The organism is Roseovarius carneus (genome assembly GCF_020141465.1).
Classification (GTDB): Bacteria; Pseudomonadota; Alphaproteobacteria; order Rhodobacterales; family Rhodobacteraceae; genus Roseovarius; species Roseovarius carneus.
In genome coordinates this window covers 2,651,097-2,672,059 of sequence record NZ_JAHSPD010000001.1, presented here as the reverse complement: position 1 = coordinate 2,672,059, position 20,963 = coordinate 2,651,097, and the positions used below count along the sequence as shown (strand labels likewise).

Here is a 20,963-nt window from a genome sequence, read left to right as displayed (position 1 = left end):
AACGCTTTACGCCTTGGGTATGACACAAGATCAAATCATTCTCTTCGCTCTCTTTGGTGCCGTGTTCGGCTTTTTGCTCTGGGGCCGGTTTCGCTATGATATCGTGGCATTCAGCGCTCTGATGATCGGGGTGATCGTGGGGGTGGTGCCCACGGAAAAGGCATTTTCCGGCTTCGGCCACCCGGCCACGCTGGTTGTCGCACTCGTGCTGGTGGTGTCGGCGGGGCTGGTGCGTTCGGGCGCTGTGTTCTTGATCACCCGCACGCTGGTCGATGCCTCGCGGGGCCTTGGGGCGCATATCGCATTGATGGGCGGCATCGGCGGCGTGCTCTCGGCCTTCATGAACAACGTGGCGGCCCTTGCCCTTCTCATGCCCGTGGATGTGCAAACCGCGCGCAAAGCAGGCCGCGCGCCGGGACTCAGCCTCATGCCGCTCAGCTTCGCCACCATCCTTGGCGGCATGGTCACCTTGATCGGTACGCCGCCCAATATCATTATCGCAGCCATCCGAGAGGAGACGCTCGGCGCGCCCTTTGCGATGTTCGATTTCGCCCCGGTGGGCGGCGTGACGGCCATTGCGGGGCTGCTGTTCGTGGCCCTTGTCGGCTGGCGCCTGATCCCGCAGCGCGAGGATGCTACCATGCGCAGCGCGGACCTCGCCAATTACATCGCGGAACTGACTGTGCCCACAGGCTCGCCCCATATCGGCAAACGTCTGGCCGAGCTTGAAGACACCGCCACCAAGACCGATGTGGCCATCATCGGCCTTATCCGCGAGGGAAAGCGCCGCTACGGCACCGCGCTCAACACCGGGATCAAGGCGGGCGACGCGCTGGTGTTGGAGGCGCAGCCCGACGCGCTGGACGAGTTTCGCGCCGCCCTCTCGCTCGATTTCGCGGACGCACCGCGCGAGGAGGCCCTGCGCGCGGAAGGCGACGGGCTCGATCTGTTGGAGATCGTGATCCAACGCGACAGCCGCATCACCGGCAAGACCGCGCAATCCATCGGCCTGCATTGGCGGCAGCGCGCCGTGGTTATGGGCATCTCGCGCGAGGGCAAGCAGATCACGAGCCAGATGCGCAAGACGGTGATCCGGGCGGGCGATATCCTGCTGCTGCTGGTGCCAAAGGACAAGGGCGAGGACATTGCCGATTGGCTGGGCGCGCTCACCCTTGCCGACCGGGGCCTTGCGGTCACCCAAAACACAAAGACATGGAGCGCCATCGGCCTTTTCGCCGCCGCCGTGGCTGCCGCGAGCTTTGGCCTCGTCTATCTTCCCGTCGCTCTGGGCCTTGTCGTGGTGGCATACGTGCTCACCAAGATCATTCCGCTGGGCGAGCTGTATACCCATATCGAATGGCCCGTGGTCGTGCTTCTGGGCTCCATGATCCCCCTTGGGGCCGCGCTGGAGGATGCAGGCGGCACGGAGCTGATCGCCAACAGCCTGATCAGCCTGACCCATGGCATGCCCGCATGGGCTATCCTCACTGTGCTGATGATCGTCACGATGAGCCTCTCGGACGTGCTCAACAACACCGCTACCACCATCGTCGCGGCTCCGGTGGGCATCCAGATGGCGCAATCTCTCGGCGTCTCGTCGGACCCGTTTCTGATGGCCGTGGCGGTCGCTGCATCTTGCGCGTTTCTCACGCCCATCGGGCACAAGAACAACACGCTCATCCTCGGGCCCGGCGGCTACCGTTTTGGTGATTACTGGCGCATCGGTCTGCCGCTCGAAGTGATTGTCGTCGCCGTTTCGATCCCCGCGATCCTCATCTTCTGGCCGCTCTGATTGGTTGACCCAAAGGAGCGCTGCGCGCGCAGGGTTTGATTTGCGCGGCTCGCAGCGGGGGCTTCGCCCTTATGGATATTTGAAGCAAGAAGAAGGGGGGCCGCGCCGGAACCCGCTATGACCGCCTAGAGCGGCCAGAAGAACGGGATGAGGACCGAGGCCAGAAGCCCGATACTGAGGTTCAACGGCACACCTATGCGCAGAAAATCCGTAAACCGGTATCCGCCGGGGCCGTAGACCAGCGTGTTGGTCTGGTAGCCGATGGGCGTGGCAAAAGACGCGCTGGCCGCGACCATCACCGCCACCACCAGAGGACGCGGATCGATGCCCATCGCCTCGCCCAGCCCGATGGCAATTGGCGTAACCACCACAGCCACTGCATTGTTGCTGACCATTTCGGTCAGCACCGAGGTCAGAAGGTAAACCGACCAGATCACAAGCACGCCCGGCATCACCGACAAGAATGGCGCGATCCCTTGGACCAAAAGGGCCACGGCGCCGCTCTCGACCAGCCCCGCGCCGATGGCCAGCATCGAAAAGATGAGCGCAAGAAGCTGTCCGTCCACAAAGGAAAACGCCTCATCCGCATCAATGCAGCGCGCCAGAAGGACCAAGCCCAAAGCCACAACAGCCAGAAGCAGGATCGGGGCCACGCCGAGCCCGGCCAGAAGGACGATTCCCAGAAGCGCGGCGATTGCGATGGGCGCATGGCCGCGTCGAAAGGCCCGCGCCGAGGGGTGTGAGACGTCGACCATCTCCATCTCGCTCGCCAGCCGTGCGATATCTTCGGGTGCGCCTTCCAGAAGCAGCGTATCGCCCACCTTCACCACCAGATCATCGAGCTGCCGCCCGATATTCTGGTTCCGGCGGTGCACCGCCAGCGGATAGACCCCGTAGCGCCGCCTGAGCCGCAGCGCGCCCAATGAGCGCCCCACCATCTTGCAGCCGGGCGTGATCAAGACCTCCACCGTCTGTGTCTCCACCGCCGAGACCTGATCGACCCGCTTGAGGCTTTTGTCGCGCTGAAGGCTCAGAAGTTCGGTCATCTGGGTTCGCAGGACCACACGGTCGCCCACCTCAAGGCTCACCCCTGTCAGATTGCGCCTGAGTGAGCGGTCGCCACGGATCACGTCAATCAGGCGCACCCCCTCGCGCTTGAAAAGCTGCACGCCGGTTACCTCGCGGCCAATCAGGTTGCTGTCGGGCGGAACCACGGCCTCGGTGAAAAACTTCATCCGGCTGCGATCCGACAGCATATCGGCCATGCTATCGCGGTCCGGCAGCAGTATAGGCCCGATCACTTTGAGGTAGATCATCCCCCAGATCACCAGGATAATCGCCAGCGGCGTCACCTCAAAAATCGTGAAGGGCGCGAGCCCCTGCGCCCGCGCCACCCCGTCCACCAGAAGGTTGGTCGAGGTCCCGATCAGAGTGAGCGTGCCGCCCAGAATGGCCGCATAGCTGAGCGGGATCAGCAGTTTGGACGCAGATACACCCATCGTGCGCGCGAGTTGCACAAACACGGGGATCATCACCACAACCATCGGTGTGTTGTTCATGATGGCAGAGCCAAAAATGACCAAGGCCATCAGCATCGCAATCGCAAGCTTGGGGTTGGTCTTGGCCTGCCGGTCTGCGAGTGAGGTGAACGCCTCCAGCGCACCGGTGCGCACCAACGCCCCCATGACGATGAACATCACCGCAATCGTCCACGGTGCCGGGTTTGACAGCACATCCAGCGCCGCATCATACGGCAAAAGCCCGGAGGCCAGCATCACAGCCGCCCCGCCCAATGCCACCACTTCGGTCGGGTAGGTCTCGCGCACAAAGAGCGCAAACATCCCCACCACGATCCCAAGGCTCAGCAAAGCCTGCGTCGTCTGCGAAAGGTCCAGAAATGCAATCACCGGCAGCACTCCCTCATGTGTTGGGATCACTATTCCCGAGCGGTGCCGCCGGAGCAAGCGTCTCGTCAACGCGGCGTGGCTGCACGAGGGCCATACCCATGAACATCACCAAAAGTGCGCCCCAGATCCAAAGCGAATAGCGCTCGCTCAGCAAGAGCATGGACCAAAGGACACCGCACCCCGTCACCAGATAACTGGTCTGGGCCGTAAAGACGGACCCCGCCCGCCCAACAAGCCAGACATAGGTCGCGTAAACCAGCGCATGAATGATCGCCGAGGCCACAAGCGCCGCTTCCGCCGCGCCAAACCCCGCCAGCGGATCAATCCACTGTCCGGTGATCAGCGCGGCAGGCGCAGTCAGAACCATCCCAAAAAGCGACGCCGCGAGGATCACTTGCATGGAATCGAGCCCTTGCGTCCCCCATTTCGCGACCAGATTTCCCTCGGTCGCGTAAAGCAGCGGCGCGAGCATTGCGATGGGCACGAAAGCCGCCATCGCGGCATCCGGCAGGCTCGCCTCCGGCCCCACGATCATCAAAATCCCCATCAGGCCAAAGCACAGGCCAAAAAACCGCCGCCACGCGAAATCCTCATTGCCGAGCGCCAGCGCGATCGGCAGCGAGAACATCGGCACCGAAGAGACCACGATCGCCATGATCCCGCCCGGAAGCTTTGCCGCCGCCATGTAGAAGAAAATATCCGGCAGCACGGCGCCACAAAGTGCTACCGCAATATAGAGCCGCCAATATTGCCGCCCCAGCTCAAGCCGCTTACCACGCAGCGCGCAGATCACACCGAGAAACAGCACCATGACCACGAGCTGCCAGAAGATCAGGCCAAAAGGCTGATGCCCGGTGCTCACCGCGATCTTGCTCAAAGGCACTGACAGTCCCCAACCTGCCCCCATAAGGAGCAATATCCCGTATAAAACGGGGGTCGGGCGGTTCTTCACGGACCGGCCTGTGCCAAGCGTCCGCCCTGACGCACCATCTCGATACGCAGCGCCTTGCCCGTGCGGTCATTCGTTTCGACATAAACCCCGCTCAGCGTGGCCTCGCCCGCGGCGGGCACAAACCGACCCTTTGACATGCCGGTCACGAAACGGCGCATCGGCTCGCCCGGCTCCATGCCGATCACGCTGAGGTAATCGCCACACATACCCGCATCCGTAAGGTAGGCTGTGCCACCCGGCAATATCTGCGCATCGCCGGTGGGCACATGGGTATGCGTGCCCACGACAAGGCTCGCGCGCCCATCGCAAAAATGTCCCATCCCCATCTTCTCCGATGTCGCCTCGCAATGCATGTCGATCACCGACGCCTGCACGGCCCCGCCTAGAACATGCGCGCTCAGCACCGCATCCAGTGCAGAGAACGGATCATCGAAAGCCCGCTTCATGAACACCTGGCCCAGCGCCTGCGCCACGAGTATCTTTCGGCCCCGCGCATCCGAGAACACCCGCGCGCCGCGCCCCGGCGCACCTTTGGCATAGTTGAGCGGACGAATAATCCGCCCCTCGCTTTCAATGAATTGCAGCATATCCTTTTGGTCAAACGCATGGTCCCCCAGCGTCAGACAATCGACCCCTGCGACCAGCAGATCTTGCGCATGCGGCCCACTCAGCCCCATACCCCCCGTCGCGTTCTCGCCATTCACGATGACAAAATCGAGCCCCCACTGCGCCCGCAGCCGAGGCACCCCCTCAACGATTGCCGCGCGCCCGGCGCGCCCCATCACATCGCCCAAAAACAGAATTTTCATAGGTTCAGCGATAGGCCCCGCCGGGAAAATGCGCAAGGGCCGCAAGACTTGGCATCAATAGTCTTTTTCTTGGTGCAAAGCGTTTCGAGAAAATCTGAGGCACAGCCTTTCTCGAAACGCTATAAAACTCATTATGGCAACACGCCACATACAGTGGCATGCGAATGCTCTGATCCTCTAAAATAAGGAAAAATGCATTAACATGCAGCGTCTGCACCGCGTACGAATAATGCGCGATTTGCGAATGCGCCCTGATATGTGAGGTCCCGGCCTTTGGCGGGATTGCCCAAGGCCGGGCCTCTTCAGAACGTATCCTCAGGGGTGCCCAGAGGGTTAATTATGGCTGCCATCGGCGATTTTATTCGCGAAATCATGATTTGTGTCGCGGTGAGCCGCTTCATCGGCGCGGATCACGATGACCACTTCGCGCAGGCGGGCATTATCGGACAAGCCCCAGTAATCCTTGGCAATTTGCGGCGCGGGCACATTCTCGACCGTGCCAGCGTCGATCTGCTCAAGATATTGGGTGTAGCTCACGACCGCCTCCTCCTCCAGATAGCCAACGACCCGGTGCGCGATGCGCGGCAGGAAGAGGTAGAGGAAGAAGTAGAAGTTGTAGAAAATCGCCTGTGTGATCATGATCATCCACCGCTCCCCGCGTGAAGGCTGCGCGATGTGGATGAAGGTCATGAGGTGCATCCGCTCGTTATCGGCCTCTTCGATCAGTTCTTTGATCCAGCCTTCGTCGTCGCGGATGTGGCGGATCGCCTTGAGATGCTGCAAGAGCCCGCCGACCATGCCCGGCACGGCAGCGACTGTTTCCAGCACGACCGCCCGGTGGCCATAACGACCGGCAAAGAGCCTATCTGCGAAAAAACGCAAGAATTTCACGAAGCGCAACGCGGCGCGATCACGCCAATCTTGCGGCGTATGGTGGATGTTCTCAAACGACACTTCGGGTGTGTCGAAGCCGGTCGGCTGTTTCATGCTATGCCCTATCTGTTAACGCATAGGGTATAGATAGGGTGCCTTCGCCGCTATCCCAGAGCTTTGGGATGCGGCAAAATAGCAGATTTTAGCGCTTTTCGATGTCCACATAGTCGCGGAACGTGTCGCCCGCATAGAGCTGCCGGGGGCGGCCGATCTTGAGCTGAGGATCGGCGATCATCTCTTTCCACTGGCTGATCCAACCCACAGTGCGGCTGACCGCGAAGATGGGCGTGAACATCGAGGTGGGGAAGCCCATCGCCTCCAAAATGATGCCGGAGTAGAAATCGACGTTTGGAAAGAGTTTTTTCTCGGCGAAATAGGGGTCTGCGAGGGCTTGTTTTTCAAGCTCCTTGGCGACTTGCAGCACCGGATTATCCTCAACGCCCAAAAGCTCCAGCACCTCATCTGCGGATTGCTTCATCACCTTGGCGCGCGGATCGAAGTTTTTGTAGACCCTGTGCCCGAAGCCCATGAGGCGGAAAGGGTCATTCTTGTCCTTGGCGCGCGCGATAAATTCGGGGATACGGTCCACGGTGCCGATCTCGCGCAGCATTTCAAGGCAGGCCTGATTGGCGCCGCCATGGGCCGGACCCCAGAGGCACGCCACACCGGCGGCAATACACGCAAAAGGATTGGCGCCCGAAGAGGAGGCAAGCCGCACGGTAGAGGTCGAGGCGTTCTGCTCGTGATCCGCGTGCAGGGTGAAGATACGGTCCATTGCGCGGCTAAGGATCGGGTTGACTTGATAATCTTCGGTGGGGACCGAAAAGCACATGCGCAGGAAGTTCGATGCGTAATCAATATCGTTGCGCGGATAAACGAAGGGCTGCCCCACTGTATATTTGTACGCCATCGCGGCAATCGTGGGCATCTTCGCAATCATCCGCACAGAGGCCACTTCGCGCTGCCACGGGTCGTTGATATCGGTGCTGTCATGGTAAAATGCACTCAGCGCACCGACCACGCCGACCATAATCGCCATAGGATGAGCATCGCGGCGGAAGCCACGGAAAAGATACATCATTTGCTCGTGGATCATCGTGTGCATCGTCACACGTTCTTCAAAATCCTCAAGCTGGGCCGCAGAAGGAAGCTCCCCGTAAAGCAGCAGATAGCAGACTTCGAGGAAATGCGATTTCTCGGCCAGCTGATCAATCGGATAGCCGCGATGCAAAAGCTCGCCCTTGTCGCCATCAATGAAGGTGATCGTGCTGTCGCAGCTTGCGGTGGAGGTGAAGCCGGGATCATAGGTGAACACACCCGCCTGGCCGTAAAGCTTGCGAATATCCAGCACATCAGGACCCGCCGTAGGCGACAGGATGGGCAGGTCATAGCTTTTTTCACCGATCGTCAGGGTTGCGTTGCGTTTGCTGTCAGCCATGCGGCGTCCTCCATTTTCGCACCCAGGCGCGCGGCGCGCTGGGGCTTGCGTATTACACCAGCCTTAAGGCGGAGTTAACCGCCATTGGCCGCATCAGTGAGCCGCGCCAGGGTCTCGTCCCGGCCCAGCACCAGCATCATATCGAACACACTCGGTGTGGCACTTCGGCCGGCCAAGGCTGCCCGCATAGGGCCCGCCAACTTGCCGAACTTCGTGCCTTTGGCCTCGGCAAAATCGTTTGCTGTGGCCTCCAGACTGTTTCGATCCCACGTAGCAGTTTGCAGGTGCGGCGTCAATTCATTCAGTATACCGCGGGATACATCATCGAGGTGTTTGGCCGCTTTCTCGTCAATCTCCACGGGTCGTGAATTCACGATAAATTGCGCTTTATCAAGGAGTTCTGGAAATGTCCGCGCGCGCTCCTTGAGGCAATACATGCCCGCCGCCATCAAGCTGCGCTGCCCTTGCGTCAGGGCGGGCATCCCGGTGGCGGCCAGAAACCCGTCCAATTCATGCAGCAGTGCAGCATCTGGCATGGTGGCGATATGTTGCCCGCTCACATTGTCTAACTTCTTGAAGTCAAACCGCGCGGGGCTCTTGCCAATCCCTTCGAGATCAAACCATTCAATGGCCTGCGCATCGGTGAAGAACTCGGCGTCTCCATGGCTCCACCCGAGTCGCGCCAGATAGTTGCGCATCCCCGCCGCAGGATAGCCCATATCGCGGTATTCCGCGACGCCAAGCGCGCCGTGCCGCTTACTCAATTTCTTGCCATCAGGGCCGTGAATGAGCGGGATATGGGCGTAGATGGGCAGGGGCCAGCCCATCGCGGCATAGATCATCATCTGCCGCGCGGCATTGTTGAGATGATCATCGCCACGGATCACATGGGTAACGCCGCTGTCATGATCATCAACCGCCACGGCCAGCATATAGACCGGCGTGCCGTCCGAGCGCAGCAGGACCATATCATCAAGCTGATCGTTGCGAATGGTCACATCGCCCTGCACTGCGTCGCGGATCACGGTCGCACCCTCGCGTGGGGCCTTGATGCGCACGACGAAGGGCGCATCGGGGTGAGACGCCGGGTCCGCATCGCGCCACGGGCTGCGGAAAAGCGTGCTGCGCCCCTCGGCCTTGGCCGTGTCGCGGAAGGTCTGGATTTCTTCTTGGGTGGCAAAGCACTTATACGCAGCCCCCGCCGCCAGCATGGCGTGGGCAACCTCCACATGGCGGGGCGCACGGGCAAATTGGCTGACCACTTCGCCATCATGCGCGAGACCCATCCACGCCATCCCCTCAAGGATCGCTTCCGTCGCCTCAGGTGTGGAGCGGGCGCGGTCCGTATCCTCGATGCGCAGCAAAAACGAGCCGCCATGGCGCCGCGCAAAGAGGTAATTGAAGAGCGCCGTGCGCGCCCCGCCGATATGCAGATAGCCGGTGGGCGAGGGGGCAAAACGGGTCACGACAGGGACGGACATAAGGCGCGTTAACCTTTCGGTAAGGATGTTTGGGGCAAGCTGCCGCCTGTCTAACCAGAGGCCGGAGGGGAAACAAGTGTCGGCTCTGTGGGGCCATTTGGCGACGGCGCTGCTGGTGCAGCGCGGGCACCTCTTTGGGTGGACGCCTGTCTGTGTTGGCATCGGCATTGGCGTGTTTTTCTCGCTCGGGTTCGAGCCTTCGGTCATGGCGCTTTGGGGGATTGCGGGGGCGGGCGGTCTCGCCGTGATCATGGCGCGCTTGGTGGGGGCTGCGTTTGGCCCGTTGTTCATCGGGATGGCGCTGATCGCGGCGGGGATGGTGCTGGGTGGGTGGCGCGCGCAGAGCGTGTCGGGCCCCGTGCTGGGCTGGCATTACTACGGCCCTGTCGAGGGTCGTGTGGTCAATATCGACCGCTCCGGCTCGGACGCGGTGCGCGTGACGCTTGATCAGGTCGTGCTGCGCGACATGCGGCCCGGACGCACGCCCACACGGGTGCGCATTTCGCTGCATGGCAAGGAGGGCGGCGTGGCCCCGCGCGCGGGTGCCCGCGTGATGACCACTGCGCATCTATCCCCTCCCAGCGGGCCGACCGAACCCGGCGGTTTTGATTTTCAGCGCCACGCGTGGTTTCTCAAGATCGGCGGCGTGGGCTATACTCGCGTGCCGCTTATGGCGCTGGAGCCGCCCGACGGCAAACGCCCCCTTTTCGCGATCCGTATGTGGCTCTCGGAGCGGGTGCAGGCCAACCTGCCGGGCGAGGCGGGGGCCTTTGCGGCGGCCATCATGACCGGCGACCGGTCCGGCATGGGCCAAGACACGATCGAGGCGCTGCGCGTGTCCAACCTCGCGCATTTACTGGCCATTTCGGGGCTGCATATGGGGCTTCTGGCCGGCTTTGTTTTCGCGGCGCTGCGCTATGGGTTCGCCGCGATCCCGTGGCTTGCGCTCCGGGTGCAGGTCAAGCCTTGGGCGGCGGGGCTCGCGCTGATTATCGCGGCGATGTATCTGGGCCTGTCGGGCGGCTCCATCGCGACCGAACGGGCCTTCATCATGGTCGCGGTCGTGCTGGTGGCGGTGATGCTGAACCGGCGGGCATTTTCCTTGCGCGCGGTGGCACTTGCGGCCCTCATCGTGCTTTTTCTGCGCCCAGAGGCGCTGACGGGGCCCGGGTTTCAGATGTCTTTCGCCGCCACCACAGCACTCATCGCAGTGTTTGCCATGATGCGCGATTACAACCTTCCGCCGGGGCCAAGATGGCTGAAGCCGGTGGCGGCGGTCTTCATTTCGTCCTTCATCGCAGGCATCGCAACAGCACCCATCGCCGCGGCGCATTTCAACCAATTCGCCCATTATGGCCTCATTGCCAACCTCGCCAGCGTGCCGCTGATGGGGTCTTTGGTGATGCCAGCGGCGGTGCTTGCGGTCTGCCTTTTGCCTCTCGGGCTCGACTGGATTGGGCTGTGGATCATGGGGCTGGGGCTTGATTGGATATTGGCCGTGGCGCATTGGACCGCCGGGCTTGAGGGCGCGCGCGGCACGGTGGTCACGCCGGGTCCGGTGGTGCTGCCAATGCTGGCAATGGGCGCGCTATTCATGGTGCTCTGGCAGGGGCGCGCGCGGCTTCTGGGGGCGGTGCCTGCGCTTTTTGCCATGCTCCTCTGGACCCAAGCCGAGCGGCCCGATGTCCTGATCGCCGATACGGGCGGGCTGGTCGGGGTCATGACGCCTGAGGGCCGTGCCCTCAGTGCGCCGCGCGGGGGTGGCTTTGTTGCAATGACATGGCTGGAGAATGATGGCGACAAGGCCGAACAGATCGCCGCCGCCGCCCGCTGGCCCGAGGCCGCAGCCTTGGGCGGCGTCGAGGTCCGCAACATTCGTGGGAAAAAGGCGGCGGCAGAGCTTAGCGGCTGTGCAAAGACCGATATTTTGGTGTTCAACACTCCCCCGCCTGAGGGGCTGGATTGCACCGTGATCGACCCCGCCAGCTTGCGCCAAACCGGCGCAATTGCCCTTTATGAGGATGCCGAGGGCCTCAAAACGATCACCGCGCGCGATATAACAGGCGCGCGGCTCTGGAATTCGTGGAAGGTAAGGCGCGACCGGGCAGGGCCACGCGATGCTCAGTAAGTGCGGATGAGACCGACCAGCTTGCCCTGCACCTTGACCTTATCGCTGGGCAGAAGGCGCGTTTCATAGGCTGGATTGGCCGCTTCGAGCGCGATGGCGTCACCCCGACGGTAGAACCGCTTGAGCGTCGCCTCATGATCCTCGACAAGCGCCACGACGATATCGCCATTATCCGCCACCTGCGTTTCGCGGATCACCACGACATCGCCGTCATTGATCCCGGCATCAATCATCGAATCGCCCTTCACCTCCAGCGCATAATGCTCACCGGGGCCCGCGACCATCGCACCGGGCACCGCCACATTGTGCGAGGCATGTTGAATGGCCTCAATCGGTACACCGGCGGCGATCTGACCCATCATCGGAAGCTCCATCGCGTGGATCGCCTCGACGGGGTGTGCATTCGCCGGCTGGCCTGCCATGGGCCGGTCGCCGTCGATCACGCGGGGCTGGAAGCCATGGGCCGGCGTGCCACCCATCGCCTCGGGCAGTTTCACAATCTCAAGCGCGCGGGCGCGGTGGGCGAGGCGGCGGATAAACCCGCGCTCCTCTAGCGCCGTGATCAGCCGGTGGATGCCCGACTTGGACCGCAGATCAAGCGCGTCTTTCATTTCATCAAAACTGGGGGGCACACCATCCCGCTGAACGCATTTGTTGATGAATTCAAGCAGATCAAGCTGTTTCTTGGTCAGCATATGCCGCACCCTCCCATGATTGTGGTTAGGGTTTGTTCTAGTGATGTTCTTGTTTTGTGTCAACGCCTTTTGGCGCGCGGATTAAAGCAGGATGTAGTCCATCTGCGCGCCCGCAGCTTTCGGGCTTTCCCCGGCAGGGCGGATCATCAGGCAATTGGCCTCGGCCAGAACGCTCAGAAGGGCACTGTCCTGACGCGGTGCGGGGCGGATCGTGCCGCCGCTCAGCACCGCGCGCATATAATGCTCGCGCGGCCCGTTTTGCGGTAGATCACAGGCCAGGGGTGCGCTGAGCCTCGGGGCGGGTGCAGCCCCCAAGCCGAGCATGGCGCACAGCATCGGGCGCAGGAACACATGCCCGCAAACCATGGCCGACACCGGGTTGCCGGGCAGGCCAAGAAGACCCGCGCCGCCGATCCGACCCGCCATGAGGGGCTTTCCGGGGCGCATCGCCACCTTATAGAACGCGCGATTGAGCCCCATATCGCCTGCCACCTTGCCCACCAGATCATGATCGCCGACCGACGCGCCGCCAATGGTGACGATGAGGTCCGCGCTCTGCGCCAGATCGAGTGCCGCCCGCAGGGAGCTTTCGGTATCGCGCGCAATCGGCAAAAGCCGCGCCTCGCCCCCCTCGGCGCGCACCATGGCGGCAAGGCCAAGCGAATTGGACGCGATGATCTGATCGGGGCCGGGCGTCTCGCCGGGCATCACAAGTTCGTCCCCGGTGGCGAGGATGGCCACGCTCGGGCGGCGTGTGACCTCAACCGTGCCTGCATTCATCGCCGCAAGAAGGGCAATGTCATGCGGCCCCAGACGGCGGGGCGCGGGAAAGACGGTGCCTTGGGTGAAATCACCGCCCGAGGGGCGCACATAAGGCCCTGCATCGAGGGGCGCGTTCAGCGTGATCACATCGCCTTTGCGGCTGACATCCTCCTGAATGATAACGCGGTCGCAGCCCTCGGGCAGGGGCGCGCCCGTAAAGATGCGCACCGCCTCTGATGCGCCGGGTGCGCCTTGGAACCGGTGGCCCGCCGCCGCCTCGCCAATCACGGTGAATTTGGCACCCGGCTGGGCATGCGCGCCCCGGACCGCATACCCGTCCATGGCCGAGGCCGCGAAAGGCGGCTGATCCCGCCCCGCTGTCACCGAAGCGGCAAGCACGCGCCCATCCGCCTCGGTCAGCGGGACTGTCTCAGAGGGCAGCGGGGCGACCAACTCAAAAAGATGTGCAAGGGCGGTCTCGACGGAGATCATTCCGCGCTATACCGCCCTGATTTTCCGCCCTCTTTCAGGATCACGCGCAAGCCGCCTATCTCCATGGCGCGGTCCACGGCCTTGGCCATGTCATAGACGGTGAGCGCGGCGATGGAGGCAGCGGTGAGCGCTTCCATCTCAACGCCGGTCTGCCCCGTGGTCTTGACCGTGGCCGCGATCTGCACGCCGGGCAGATCGGGATCGAGGGTCAGCTCCACCGCAACCTTGGCGATGGGCAGTGGATGGCAGAGCGGGATAAGATCCGCAGTGCGCTTGGCACCCATGATCCCGGCGAGGCGCGCAACGCTCAACACATCGCCCTTTTTGGCGCGGCCTTCTGAAATAATATCAAAGGTTTCCGGGGCCATCTTGATGTGGCATGCCGCCGCAGCCACCCGGTCTGTCACGGGCTTGTCGGACACGTCGACCATATGAGCGTCGCCCTTACCGTCGAAATGTGTGAGACCGCTCATCACATACCGCCTGATGTCAGCGGGTCAGACAAAAGCATCCGCGTGGCCAAGGTCACGTCCTCGGCGCGCATCAATGTCTCGCCGATCAGAAAGCACCGTGCGCCATAACGGGCGATATCGGCCAGGTCCTCGCGCCGCTCAAGCCCGCTTTCGCTGATGATGATCCGCTCTGGCGGGACCATGCGCGCCAGCGTCCGTGTCGTGTCAAGAGTGACTTCGAACGTATTGAGATTGCGGTTATTTATCCCGATCATCGGGGATTTTAGATGGGCCGTGCGCTCCAGCTCTTCGCTGTTATGCACCTCGATCAGAGCGTCCATGCCCCATGCGGCCGCTGCGTCCTCAAGCTCAAGCGCCTGCGCGTCAGACACGCTGGCCATGATGATCAGGATACAATCAGCCCCAAGGCTGCGCGCCTCGGCCACCTGATACGGGTCATACATGAAATCCTTACGCAGCACGGGCAGGTTGCAGGCCGCGCGCGCTTGGGTCAAGAATTCTTTCGCGCCCTGAAAACTGGGCGTATCGGTCAGCACGCTGAGGCAGGCAGCGCCCCCTTCTGCATATGCGGCGGCGAGTGTGGCGGGGTCAAAATCCTCGCGGATCAGCCCCTTGGAGGGGCTAGCCTTTTTGATCTCCGCGATCAGGCCATAGCCTTGCTTGGACGCTGTCAGAAGCGCGTCCTTGAAGGGACGCACGGGCGGTGCGTCTGCGGCGCGCGCCTCCATTTCCTCGGTAGATACCTCGGCCTTGTCTGTGGCGATCTCGTCCAGCTTATAGGCTTTGATCTTGTCAAGAATAGTCGGTGTGCTCATGTCGCCTCCGATGTAATTTGGGCCAGCTGGTCAATCTTGGCGCGCGCGGCACCGCTGTCGATGCTGGTGCGGGCCATGTCAGCCCCGGTTTTAAGGTCAGGTGCGGCCTCGGCGACCACCAATGCAGCCGCCGCGTTGAGCAGCACCGCATCGCGGTACGCCCCCGGCGCGCCATCCAAAAGGGCGCGAAACGCCGCCGCGTTATGGGCGGGGGAGCCGCCGAGGATATCCTCGAAGGCATGAACTGGCAAACCGGCCTCCTCGGGATGCAACTCATGGTCGGTCACGCTGCCGTCTGTGTTCAGCGCCGCGACCCAGCTTACGCCGGTTATGGTCAGCTCATCCGTGCCGTCGCTGCCATGCACGAGCCACGCGCGCTCGGACCCCAAACGGCCCAGCGTCTCGGCCATGGGTCGGATCATATCGCGCGAAAACGCGCCAGTGAGTTGGCGTTTCACGCCTGCGGGGTTGGTCAATGGCCCGAGAATATTGAAGATTGTGCGCGTCCCAAGCTCGGCGCGCACAGGGCCGACATGGGCCATGGCCGGGTGATGCATGGGAGCCATCATGAAGGCGATACCAACGGATTGCAGCGCCTTTTCAACCAGATCTGGGCCAATCATCACGTTGATACCCATCTGGGTCAGCGCATCCGCCGCGCCGGATTTGGAGCTTAGGTTGCGGTTGCCATGTTTGGCAACCGGCACGCCCGCGCCCGCCACAACGAAGGCGGTGGCGGTTGATATGTTCAACGTGCCTTTGCCGTCGCCCCCGGTGCCGACGATGTCCATTGCCCCCTCGGGCGCGCGCACGGCGAGGCATTTGGCGCGCATCACGGCGGCGGCGGCGGCGTATTCATCCACCGTCTCGCCACGGGTGCGCAGGGCCATGAGGAAGCCGCCGATCTGGCTCGGCGTGGCCTCACCATCGAAAAGGATGCCAAACGCTTGCTCCGCCTCGGACCGGCTCAGGGCGCGGTCCGCTGCCGCGTCGATCAAAGGTTTGAGGCGGTCACTCATGCTGGCACAGCCATCACATCAAGGAAGTTCTTCAACAGCGCGTGGCCATGCTGGGATGCAATCGATTCGGGGTGAAACTGCACCCCGTGGATGGGCAGGCTGCGGTGTTGGAGGCCCATGATCGTGCCGTCCTGAAGCTCCGCCGTGACCTCAAGCACATCGGGCAGCGTTTCGCGCTCCACCACGAGACTATGATAGCGCGTCGCCTCAAAGGGTGAGGGCAGCCCGGCAAAAACGCCTTTGCCCCCGTGATGCATCTGGCCCATTTTGCCATGCACGATCTCGGAATGGCGCATCACGGTGCCGCCAAAGGCCTGCCCAATGGTCTGATGGCCCAGGCAAACACCCAAAAGCGGCACTTGCGCCTCCGCCGCCGCCGCCGTGAGACCAAGGCAAATTCCCGCCTGATCAGGATCGCACGGCCCCGGCGATAGCAGGATTCCAGCAGGCTTCATCGCCATCGCTTCCTCCACGCTCAGCGCATCATTGCGCCGTACAACCACATCGGCCCCAAGCTCGCCCACGTAATGCACGAGATTGTAGGTAAAACTGTCATAGTTATCGATCAAAAGCAGCATCTTGCCATTCACATTGATTGGGGGCTGGAGGCACAGGGCCCGGTCGCGGTATACTTGCTCAGGCTTGCGCCGGACCGTCAAGGGCGCAGGGGTGGAAAAAGGGGCCGTCAGGGCCTGAGAGAAGAAGGGGCGAGGCGCGTGACACGCAGTTTTATTGCAGGTCTGTTGGCGGGCACGGTTGTGTCGAGTGTGGCGTTGGGGGTGGTCTCGGTGATGGCACCGCCACCCGACCGGGGCACGCCCGCATCGGCGCTACCGAAGGTACCTGCGGGCAGCGGGTTTGCGCAAGGCCGCGACGACACGCCCGCAGAGCTGCCGGATTTGCAGAGCGACCCCACCGAGATAGGGCAGGCGGCCCCGGTGACGGCGCCTGAACCTGACGCATTGGTGCTGGATGCGGGCGGGACCGCGCCCACCGCACAGCCCGACGTGGGCGATACGCAGGCCGATCTGAGCGCGCCGGACGCGGCTTTGGATTCCGGCATCGTGTTGCAGGAGGAAAGCCCGGCGCTCGCCGCGCCAGAGATGGCCGAGCAGGGTACGGAGGAGAATCTGTCGATCTCGGCAGAGCCTACGCAGCCCGCTTTGCCTCAGGCAGAGGCGGAGGTGTTTCCCACTGTTGAAGAGGTGCCTGAGGCGGTCGCGCCTGCGGAGGCTGAGATTGCCGAGAGTGAGATTATGGAGAACGCGAAGCCTCCAGAGGCTGAGGGCATAGAGGCTGAGGGCGCAGAGGCCGAGACCACAGAAGAGACCGAGACCGCAGAGATCGTGACCCCAGAGGCCGAGAGCGCCGAAGAGGAGATCGCGGTGCTGATCCCCGAGGCACTGGAGACGCCCGAGCAAGAGCCCGCACGGCAAGAGAATGCCAGCACCATCGGCAATCTTGCCGAGGATGTGCAGACTGGACGCCTGCCTGCCGTGGGTGACCCGGAGCCGGAGGCCGAGCCTGCTGCGCAAAGCGACACAGCCGACGCCGCACCACGCCCCGCGATTGAGGCATTTGCCGCCCCGTTCGACAACCCCGAGGGCAAGCCTCTTATGGGGATCGTCTTGATTGATGACGGCACGTCCCCCATTGGCGTCGATGCGCTGGCGAGCTTTCCGTACCCGCTGACCTTTGCGGTGGATGCCGCGGCCCCCGGCGCGCGCGAGGCGATGCAGAGCTACCGCGACAAGGGGTTCGAGGTCATGGCGCTGGCCGATCTGCCCCAAGGTGCGCAGGCGGTGGATACGGAAGTTACCATGCAGACCGTCCTCACCGCCGTGCCCGAGGCGGTGGCGGTTTTGGAAGGTACGACCACGGGCCTGCAAGCGGGCCGGGACGTGAGCGAGCAACTGGCCTCAATCCTGAACGCAAGCGGGCATGGGTTGGTGCTTTTTTCGAACGGGCTTGATACCGCGCAAAAGCTGATTTCGCGCGAGGGGGTGCCGGTGGGGGCCGTGTTCCGTGATTTCGACGCCAATGGGCAGGACGCAAAGGTCATTCGACGTTTTCTGGATCAGGCGGCGTTCAAGGCCAGTCGCGATGAAGGTGGCGTGATCATGCTCGGCCGTTTGCGGGCCGACACGATCAGCGCGCTTCTGCTCTGGGGCCTACAGGACCGCGCCAGCAGCGTGGCGCTCGCGCCGATCTCGGCGGTTTTGACCGCAGGGGCGGAGTAAATCCGATAGGGCCCGTAAGAGGCGCCGCGCATTGAGCGGAGCACAAGCCCTTAGATGATGGCAGAAAATACCATCAAGAGTTGGAGCGGCGGCTCTTGGCGCAGGTGATGAGTTCTGGGACGGCCATGGCTGAAACCTCCGTCCAGCTTTCCAGCGGCTGGGACGGGGTCTACTTACCGTGGATAATACGGACAAGATTTTGGAAACGCTGAGGAAAGTGTCCGCAGGCACGTATTGAAGCGGGCTTACGCCTCGCGCCATATGCCCGGCGCGATGCCCTCCAGCGACCAGTCCCCGATGCGCCAGCGCACAAGGCGCAGCGTGGGATGTCCCACATGGGCCGTCATGCGCCGGACCTGCCGGTTGCGCCCCTCGGTGAGTGTCACCTCAATCCAGCTATCTGGCACGGTTTTGCGATAGCGCACGGGCGGATCGCGGGGCCAGAGGTCGGGCGGATCAATCCGGCGGACCTGAGCAGGTCGCGTGGGGCCATCCTTGAGGGTCACACCGTTTGCCAGAGCCTCAAGCGCCGCCGCATCGGGCAGGCCCTCGACCTGCACCAGATAGGTCTTGGGCGCCTTGAACTTCGGGTCGGCAATGCGGGCCTGAAGCTTACCATCATCCGTGAGAAGCATGAGCCCCTCACTGTCCCGGTCCAGCCGCCCGGCGGGGTATACGCTGGGGATGTCGATGAAATCCGAGAGGGTGGCGCGCGGACTGCCCGCCGTTCCCTTATCGGTGAATTGCGACAGCACGCCGTAGGGTTTGTTGAAAAGGAGCAGCCGGGACATGGCTCCCGTGATGCAACGGCGCGGGGTGTTTAGTCCACCCCTTGCAGGTAACCTTGCCTGATCTTTGTGCCCCACGCCGCATTGGTGTTTTTCCACCCGTTCACCGTGCGCTTGCCAACGTCGTCTTTGTCACCCTCAAACCCGTCGATCACCGAATAGAGCGGCACCTCGATACCAGCCTGGGTCAGCGCATTGACCGCCTTGGCGCTGCGTGCGCCGGAGCGGCACATGACCAGAATGGCCCCAGGTATACGATCACCCAGATAGGTTTTGACCGCATCGACAAAAAGGGGGTTCGCGCTCATCTTATAGCCGGCCTTCTTTTCGTCATAGGCATGAGCGGGGTCCAAAAGCGCGAAGGGAATGTTCACATCCGCCGCCTCGGGATAGCCGATTAGCATTGTTTCTTCCGGTGTGCGCACGTCGATCAGGAGCACATCCTCGCGTGTGGCCAGAACCTGCGCCGCCTCTTGGGCCGTTACGTAAAGCGCGGGTTCCGTCTGTTTGGCAGCGCTCACGGCACTGCTTTGGACGGTGGTTTCAATAGATGTGCCCGCCATGCCGAAGGTGGGCAGCCCAAGCGCAAGGGCCAGAGCAGGTGCTGCGATCAATCTGGTGAATTTGGTCATTTGGGTCTCCCTCCAGAACAGGTCGTGAAATCGACACTGCCTGTCTAAAGGTGAGTCCTCTTACGCGCTTTGATTTAGCACAAATGGGGCTTACCCATTCCCATCGCCGCCAAAGCGCGCCGCATCGGCAGCGGCCCGGCGGATGGCGTTCGACTTATGCACCGTCTCCATATACTCCGCCTCGGGGTCGCTGTCATAGACAACGCCGCCGCCTGCCTGAATATAAAGGTTTTCGTCCTTCACCACGGCGGTGCGCAGGGCGATGCAGACATCCATGTCGCCGCCCGCGCTGAAATAGCCCACGCCGCCGCCATAGACGCCGCGCTTTTCCGGCTCAAGCTCGTCGATGATCTCCATCGCGCGCACTTTGGGCGCGCCCGAGACCGTGCCCGCAGGCAGACCCGCCAGAAGGGCCGAGAGCGCGTCCTGATCCTCGGCCAATTCGCCCACCACGTTCGAGACGATATGCATGACGTGGCTATAGCGCTCGATGATGAATTCCTCGGTCGGGCGCACGGTGCCGATCTTGCTCACGCGGCCCGTGTCGTTGCGGCCAAGATCCAGAAGCATGAGATGCTCGGCCAGCTCCTTTTGATCGGCCAGAAGATCGGCCTCATGGGCGCGGTCCTCCTCGGGGGTGGCGCCACGGGGCCGTGTGCCCGCGATGGGGCGGATCGTGACCTCATCCCCAAAGACGCGCACGAGGATTTCGGGGCTGGCCCCGATCACCTGAAACCCGCCGAAGTTGAAATAGAACATGAAGGGCGAGGGGTTGGTGCGGCGCAAGCTGCGGTAGAGCGAGAAGGGCGGCTGCCGAAACGGCTGGGTCCAGCGCTGGGACGGGACGACCTGAAAGATATCGCCCGCGCGGATATAGTCCTTGGCGCGCTCCACGGCGGCTTTGTAGGCATCCTTGGTGAAGTTCGAGACGGGGGCTGCGTCCTCATGCGCCTCGCCCATGGTGCGGCTGGCTTGGGGCAGGGCGCGCTCCAGATCGCGCACGGCGTCCATCACACGCTCGGCGGCTTGCGCATAGGCGGCCTTGGCCGTGAGACCGGTATCCGTCCATGCCGGGGCCACGACGATCACCTCGCCCTTTACCCCGTCGAGAACCGCCACCACTGAGGGTCGCAGCATCACCGCGTCGGGCAGGCCGAGCGGATCGGGGTTCACATCCGGCAGATGCTCCACCAGACGGATCATGTCATAGCCGAGATAGCCAAACAGCCCGGCAGATGCGGCGGGCAGGTCCTCGGGCAGGTCAATCCGGCTTTCAGCGATGAGGGCGCGCAGATTATCGAGCGGCGCGCCGGTCTGGTCTTGGTAAGCCGCGCTGTCATAGCGCGCCTCACGGTTGATGCGGCTTTGCGCGCCGTGGCACTGCCAAATCAGATCGGGTTTCATCCCGATGATGGAATAGCGCCCCCGCACCTCGCCGCCCGTGACCGATTCCAGCACGAAGGCATCGGGGGCGGCGCTGGTCAGCTTCAGCATCAACGAGACGGGCGTGTCGAGATCGGCGGCGAGGCGGGTATAAACCACCTGCGCCTGTCCGGCGTTGAACCCGGCGGCGAACGCATCAAATGAGGGGGTCAGGTCCACGGGGG

At 62.7% G+C, this 20,963-nt stretch carries 18 protein-coding genes; 3 read left to right on the top strand and 15 right to left on the bottom strand.

Features of this window, described 5'->3' with window-relative positions:
- Window positions 1-19 precede the first annotated feature (19 nt).
- Window positions 20-1,792: an SLC13 family permease gene (locus tag KUD11_RS13220; RefSeq protein WP_109384250.1), complete on the top strand. Its 1,773-nt coding sequence runs from the start codon at window positions 20-22 to the stop codon at window positions 1,790-1,792.
- A 125-nt stretch (window positions 1,793-1,917) separates the two neighbouring features.
- Here the strand turns inward: KUD11_RS13220 and KUD11_RS13215 are convergent, their stop codons facing one another.
- The 6 genes from KUD11_RS13215 to gltX form a co-directional block, all read right to left on the bottom strand.
- Complete coding sequence (locus KUD11_RS13215; RefSeq protein ID WP_263478907.1) at window positions 1,918-3,633, bottom strand: SLC13 family permease; 1,716 nt, start codon at window positions 3,631-3,633, stop codon at window positions 1,918-1,920.
- Between the two features lie 79 nt (window positions 3,634-3,712).
- Entirely contained in the window at window positions 3,713-4,606 is an 894-nt protein-coding gene (locus KUD11_RS13210) for a DMT family transporter (protein WP_109384251.1), read from the bottom strand.
- Between the two features lie 41 nt (window positions 4,607-4,647).
- Window positions 4,648-5,460 carry a TIGR00282 family metallophosphoesterase gene (locus KUD11_RS13205; protein WP_109384252.1) on the bottom strand — a complete coding sequence of 271 codons (813 nt, stop codon included), beginning with the start codon at window positions 5,458-5,460 and terminating at the stop codon, window positions 4,648-4,650.
- 333 nt (window positions 5,461-5,793) lie between these two features.
- Window positions 5,794-6,447, bottom strand: a complete 654-nt coding sequence (locus tag KUD11_RS13200; protein ID WP_109384253.1) for an alternative oxidase — start codon at window positions 6,445-6,447, stop codon at window positions 5,794-5,796.
- A gap of 88 nt (window positions 6,448-6,535) precedes the next feature.
- Window positions 6,536-7,831, bottom strand: a complete 1,296-nt coding sequence (gene gltA, locus KUD11_RS13195) for a citrate synthase (protein WP_109384254.1) — start codon at window positions 7,829-7,831, stop codon at window positions 6,536-6,538.
- Between the two features lie 74 nt (window positions 7,832-7,905).
- Window positions 7,906-9,312: a glutamate--tRNA ligase gene (gene gltX, locus KUD11_RS13190; RefSeq protein WP_109384255.1), complete on the bottom strand. Its 1,407-nt coding sequence runs from the start codon at window positions 9,310-9,312 to the stop codon at window positions 7,906-7,908.
- 76 nt (window positions 9,313-9,388) lie between these two features.
- Between gltX and KUD11_RS13185 the strand changes: the two genes are divergently transcribed.
- Window positions 9,389-11,440, top strand: a complete 2,052-nt coding sequence (locus tag KUD11_RS13185) for a ComEC/Rec2 family competence protein (protein ID WP_224380238.1) — start codon at window positions 9,389-9,391, stop codon at window positions 11,438-11,440.
- Here KUD11_RS13185 and lexA read toward each other — a convergent pair.
- The 6 genes from lexA to KUD11_RS13155 all read right to left on the bottom strand — a co-directional run bounded on the left by lexA (window position 11,434) and on the right by KUD11_RS13155 (window position 16,274).
- Complete coding sequence (lexA, locus tag KUD11_RS13180; protein WP_109384257.1) at window positions 11,434-12,135, bottom strand: transcriptional repressor LexA; 702 nt, start codon at window positions 12,133-12,135, stop codon at window positions 11,434-11,436. The genes KUD11_RS13185 and lexA overlap by 7 nt on opposite strands.
- 81 nt (window positions 12,136-12,216) lie before the next feature.
- Window positions 12,217-13,389 carry a molybdopterin molybdotransferase MoeA gene (locus KUD11_RS13175; RefSeq protein WP_109384258.1) on the bottom strand — a complete coding sequence of 391 codons (1,173 nt, stop codon included), beginning with the start codon at window positions 13,387-13,389 and terminating at the stop codon, window positions 12,217-12,219.
- Window positions 13,386-13,862, bottom strand: coding sequence for a cyclic pyranopterin monophosphate synthase MoaC (moaC, locus tag KUD11_RS13170; RefSeq protein ID WP_109384259.1), 477 nt, complete (start codon window positions 13,860-13,862; stop codon window positions 13,386-13,388). The genes KUD11_RS13175 and moaC overlap by 4 nt, the downstream gene beginning before the upstream one ends.
- Window positions 13,862-14,677 carry an indole-3-glycerol phosphate synthase TrpC gene (gene trpC, locus KUD11_RS13165; RefSeq protein WP_109384260.1) on the bottom strand — a complete coding sequence of 272 codons (816 nt, stop codon included), beginning with the start codon at window positions 14,675-14,677 and terminating at the stop codon, window positions 13,862-13,864. The genes moaC and trpC overlap by 1 nt, the downstream gene beginning before the upstream one ends.
- Window positions 14,674-15,696 (bottom strand): anthranilate phosphoribosyltransferase, encoded by a 1,023-nt coding sequence (trpD, locus tag KUD11_RS13160; RefSeq protein WP_109384261.1) that lies wholly within the window; start codon window positions 15,694-15,696, stop codon window positions 14,674-14,676. Before trpD ends, trpC begins: the two co-directional genes overlap by 4 nt.
- Entirely contained in the window at window positions 15,693-16,274 is a 582-nt protein-coding gene (locus tag KUD11_RS13155) for an anthranilate synthase component II (RefSeq protein ID WP_109384262.1), read from the bottom strand. The genes trpD and KUD11_RS13155 overlap by 4 nt, the downstream gene beginning before the upstream one ends.
- Window positions 16,275-16,412: 138 nt before the next feature.
- Here KUD11_RS13155 and KUD11_RS13150 point away from each other — a divergent pair, with 138 nt between their 5' ends.
- Entirely contained in the window at window positions 16,413-17,936 is a 1,524-nt protein-coding gene (locus KUD11_RS13150; protein WP_224380237.1) for a divergent polysaccharide deacetylase family protein, read from the top strand.
- A 245-nt stretch (window positions 17,937-18,181) separates the two neighbouring features.
- On the opposite strand, the gene KUD11_RS13145 is transcribed toward KUD11_RS13150, so the two are convergent.
- The 3 genes from KUD11_RS13145 to trpE all read right to left on the bottom strand — a co-directional run bounded on the left by KUD11_RS13145 (window position 18,182) and on the right by trpE (window position 20,958).
- On the bottom strand, window positions 18,182-18,727 hold the full coding sequence (locus KUD11_RS13145) for an rRNA large subunit pseudouridine synthase E (protein ID WP_109384263.1): 546 nt from the start codon (window positions 18,725-18,727) through the stop codon (window positions 18,182-18,184).
- 29 nt (window positions 18,728-18,756) lie between these two features.
- Window positions 18,757-19,356 carry a rhodanese-like domain-containing protein gene (locus KUD11_RS13140; protein ID WP_109384264.1) on the bottom strand — a complete coding sequence of 200 codons (600 nt, stop codon included), beginning with the start codon at window positions 19,354-19,356 and terminating at the stop codon, window positions 18,757-18,759.
- A gap of 90 nt (window positions 19,357-19,446) precedes the next feature.
- Window positions 19,447-20,958, bottom strand: a complete 1,512-nt coding sequence (gene trpE / locus KUD11_RS13135) for an anthranilate synthase component I (RefSeq protein WP_109384265.1) — start codon at window positions 20,956-20,958, stop codon at window positions 19,447-19,449.
- Between the last annotated feature and the right edge of the window lie 5 nt (window positions 20,959-20,963).